Source organism: Inquilinus sp. OTU3971 (assembly GCF_038440215.1).
The window spans coordinates 1-3,215 of record NZ_JASATH010000365.1 but is presented as its reverse complement, the minus strand read 5'-3'; the positions used below and the strand labels follow the sequence as shown (position 1 = coordinate 3,215).

General features: G+C 73.4%; 3 protein-coding genes. 2 read left to right on the top strand and 1 reads right to left on the bottom strand.

Annotation, left to right across the window (positions count from 1 at the left end; genetic code table 11):
- Positions 1 to 137: 137 nt before the first annotated feature.
- Positions 138 to 863, top strand: coding sequence for an SDR family NAD(P)-dependent oxidoreductase (locus AAHM41_RS39640; RefSeq protein WP_342242150.1), 726 nt, complete (start codon positions 138 to 140; stop codon positions 861 to 863).
- Entirely contained in the window at positions 860 to 1,909 is a 1,050-nt protein-coding gene (locus AAHM41_RS39635; RefSeq protein ID WP_342242149.1) for an S-adenosylmethionine:tRNA ribosyltransferase-isomerase, read from the top strand. The genes AAHM41_RS39640 and AAHM41_RS39635 overlap by 4 nt, the downstream gene beginning before the upstream one ends.
- Before the next feature lie 160 nt (positions 1,910 to 2,069).
- On the opposite strand, the gene AAHM41_RS39630 is transcribed toward AAHM41_RS39635, so the two are convergent.
- Positions 2,070 to 2,987 carry a dihydrolipoamide acetyltransferase family protein gene (locus AAHM41_RS39630; protein ID WP_342242148.1) on the bottom strand — a complete coding sequence of 306 codons (918 nt, stop codon included), beginning with the start codon at positions 2,985 to 2,987 and terminating at the stop codon, positions 2,070 to 2,072.
- Positions 2,988 to 3,215: the final 228 nt, after the last annotated feature.

Genomic DNA, 3,215 nt, shown 5'->3' with positions numbered 1-3,215 from the left:
TGGATCGCCACGCCCCTGCGGGGCTCGCCATGACGGCTTTAATGAATTAACCAAACCGCCCCTTGCAAAATCTCTCTTGACCTGAACCGCACTTGAACTTGTAGCGATGGAAGCTCCCGACGAGAGGAGCATCCATCATGCCTATCGACACCGATCTGCGGCGGCTGCGCGTGGCGGTCACCGGCGGCACCTCCGGCCTCGGCCTGGCGCTGGTGCGGCTCTTGACCGCGATGGGCGCGCGGGTCGCCTTCGTCGCCCGCGGCGCCGAGGCTGTGGGCCGCACGGCGCGGGAGACCGGCGCCCAGGGCATTGTCGGCGATGTCGGCCGCAAGGAGGACATCCACCCGATCGCGCTGCAGGTCACGGCCGGGCTGGGCGGGCTCGACGTGCTGATCAACAATGCCTCCAGCCTCGGCCCGGTCCCGCTCGCCCTGCTGGCCGACACCGACTGCGAAGACCTGGAACAGGCGCTGGCGGTCAATCTGGTCGGGCCGTTCCGGCTGACCAAGGCGCTGTTCGGCGCCCTCGCCGCCTCCGCCCGCCAGGGCCGCGGCGCGGTGGTGGTCAACATCTCCAGCGACGCCGCGGTCAACGCCTATGCCGGCTGGGGCGCCTACAGCGCCAGCAAGGCCGGGCTGCGCCACCTGACGGCGATCTGGGCCGAGGAGGCCCGGGACGAAGGGGTAAGGTTCCTGTCGATCGACCCCGGCGACATGGACACGCCGCTGCATGCCCTGGCCGTACCCGACGCCGACCCGTCGACGCTGAAGCTGCCCGAGCTCTCGGCCTCGGAGATCGTGCAGGCGGTGCTGGCCGCGCTGCCGGGCCGGGCTGCTGAGCAGCGGGTCGGGGAATCCGCATGATCGCCGCCGACCGCCCCGACCGGCCGGCGGCCAGGCTCTGCGCCGTCGACGCCGAGGGCCGGGTGCAGCACTTGTCCCGCGCGGCCCTGGCGACGCTGCTGACGCCGCGCGACCTGGTTGTCGCCAACGACGCCGCGACCCTGCCGGCGAGCCTGCACGGCCTGCATGCCGCGACCGGGAAGCCGATCGAGGTCCGGCTGGCCGGCTGGGTCGCGCCCGGTGACCCGACCCGCTTCGCCGCCATCGTCTTCGGCGCCGGTGACCACCGCATCCGCACCGAGGACCGGCTGGCCCCGCCGCCGCTGTCGGCGGGCGACCACCTGTCGCTCGGCCCGCTCGACGCCGTGGTCGAGCGCGACCTCGGCCATCCCCGGCTGGTCCGGCTGCGGTTCCTCGGCCGGCGCGACCGGGTGCTGGCAGGGCTGGCCCAGCATGGCCGGCCGATCCAATACGCCCATGTGCCGCAGCCGCTGGCACTGTGGGATGTCTGGACCCGCATCGCCGCCGACCCCATGGCGTTCGAGCCGCCCTCCGCCGGCTTCGCGCTGGACTGGGCGCTGCTCGCCGCCTGGCGCCGGCGCGGCGTCGGCTTCGCCACGCTGACCCATGCCGCCGGCATCTCCTCGACTGGCGACCCGGCACTCGACCGGCGCCTGCCCTTCGACGAGCCCTACCGGATCCCGGAGCGCACTGCCGCGGCGATCGCCCGGGCGAAGGCGGCGGGTGGCCGCGTGGTCGCCATCGGCACCACCGTGGTCCGCGCCCTGGAAGCCGCGGCCGAGCCCGACGGCACGGTCCGCGCCGGCGACGGCATCGCCGCCAACCGCATCGGGCCCGGCACCCAGCTACGCGTGATCGACGTCCTGCTCACCGGCATGCACCAGCCGGGCGAGAGCCATTTCGAGCTGCTGCGCGCCTTCGCCCCGGACGGGGTGCTGGACGGGCTGCCGGCTACCCTCGCGGCCGAGGGCTATCGCGGCCATGAGTTCGGCGACGTGATGCTGATCGAGCGGCAGGCCCGAGCTGCGGGATCGGTCGCGGCCTGAACCGCCGGCTCTCCCCCTCACCCTCCCGCCGCCTTCGGCGTCGGGCCCCTCGCTCTCCCCGAGGAGAGGGGAATATGAGCCGGGGCCTTCACACCTCTCCTTGGGGAGAGGTCGAAATCGCGCAGCGATTTCGGGTGAGGGGGCGGCGCAGGTCGCGCCGTCACCCTGCCACCGGCCAGGTCTCGATGGTCTCGACGAAGCGGGTCAGCCAGGCGTTGGTCTGGGCACCGTCCAAAGCGCGGTGGTCGATGGTCAGCGAGACATAGGCCATCGGCCGGATCAGCATGGCGTCGGCACCGCCGGCCTCGCGCACCACCACCCGCTTCTCGACCTTGCCGACGCCGAGGATCGCGACCTGCGGCTGGTTGATGATGATCGGCGCCGCGAACAGCGAACCGGAGACGCCGTGGTTCGAGATGGTGAAGGTGCCGCCCTGGACATCGGCCGGCGCCAGCCTGCCGGCGCGGGCCAGGGCCGTCGCCTCCTGCAGCCGCGCGGCGATGCCGAGCAGCGACAGCGACTGCGCCCGGTGCACCACCGGCACCACCAGGCCCTTGTCCCCCAGCGCCGTGCCGATGCCGATGCTGACGTCGTCGAACACCTCCAGCGCGTCGTCGTGCCAGCGGCTGTTGACCGTGGGCACCGCCTTCATCGCGGCGACGCAGGCCTGGACCAGATAGGCGGTGACGGTCAGGGCGACGCCCTGGCGCTCGAACGCCGCCTTGTGCGCCTGGCGATGCGCCAGCACGGCGCCGAAATCGGCCTCGAACACGGCGGTGACATGCGGCGCCGTGGCGACCGAGTGCGCCATGTGCTCGGCGATGCGCCGGCGCATCGCATCGTGCGGGATGCGGCGGGAGCGAAGGCCCGGGACCGGCTTCACCTCGGCAGGCGCGGCCGGTCGAGCCTGCCGGCGGGCGACCTCCTGCTCGACATCCTGGCGGGTCAGCCGCCCGTCCTTGCCGCTGCCGGTCAGCCCGGCCGGATCGAGCCCGGTCTCGACCAGCAGCTTGCGGACCGAGGGCGACAGGCGAAGGGCCGGGTCGAACTCGGCGATGGACTTCGCGGCGGGGGACATCTCCGCGCCTCTCCCGCTCGCCCCATCCGAGTCCCCCCTCCCCTCGCGGGAGGGGGATAGGGGGAGCGGGTTTTCACCGGAAGAGCCGATGCCGGATTGGCTCGACGCGTCGAGGTCGTCGGCCTTTCGCGCGCGGACGCGCGCAGACCCCTCCCCCTGCCCCCCCCCCCCCACGGGGGGGGGGGGGAGGGAAGAAACCGCCACGAGCGGGGGGGCGCCCACAACCCC

Bases quoted from the DNA above. Each gene is read 5' to 3' on its own strand.
- AAHM41_RS39640 (WP_342242150.1), top strand. From the start codon at position 138: ATGCCTATCGACACCGATCTGCGGCGGCTGCGCGTGGCGGTCACCGGC.
- AAHM41_RS39635 (WP_342242149.1), top strand. From the start codon at position 860: ATGATCGCCGCCGACCGCCCCGACCGGCCGGCGGCCAGGCTCTGCGCC.
- AAHM41_RS39630 (WP_342242148.1), bottom strand. From the start codon at position 2,987: ATGTCCCCCGCCGCGAAGTCCATCGCCGAGTTCGACCCGGCCCTTCGC.